Annotated in this window: 1 protein-coding gene; it reads right to left on the bottom strand. The window is 42.1% G+C overall.

Features of this window, described 5'->3' with window-relative positions:
- Positions 1 to 365 (bottom strand): hypothetical protein (locus HMPREF2608_RS03310; protein WP_210402756.1); only part of this gene is annotated, 365 nt, incomplete at its 3' end.
- Between the last annotated feature and the right edge of the window lie 139 nt (positions 366 to 504).

A 504-nucleotide genomic window follows, 5' to 3' on the forward strand; every position in this document is an offset into this window, starting at 1 on the left:
GCAAATACTTGTTCTGCCAACAAGGTAACCGCATCACTTTCAACGCCGCTTTGCGGTACATAGGCGTAGTATCGGCCGTTTTCTGCCTTACCCAAAAGTAATTCGGTATTATTGTTTTCGTAATAGCCTTCCAATACTAAATCGGATTCTTGATTAATGTCGGTGCCTTCAAATGCAACGTGAAGGTCGTTACCAATACGTTTGGTATCGATAGTTTCTGGGGCGTATTGGGTATTGTCGTCAACCAATTCGTAGTTCACATTCGGTTGCGCTTTGATAATGACTTTTTTATTCGTTGCGTTCAGTTTGACGGTCTCAACGGTTTCGTTGCCACTATTGATTTTTACGCTGATATTCTTTGACATGGATTTTCCCTTTTAAATTTGTTTAGTTGGCCGCGCAGGCTGTTTCGTTAATGCGTGAAATTGTGTGGGCTTGATGCTTGAGTTTCTTTAACGCTTCTTGTGCTGTTGCTGCATCAACCTCTTTGATTTGAGGCACTGA

It is taken from the genome of Neisseria sp. HMSC064D07, assembly GCF_001837185.1.
GTDB classification, from domain to species: Bacteria; Pseudomonadota; Gammaproteobacteria; order Burkholderiales; family Neisseriaceae; genus Neisseria; species Neisseria flavescens_C.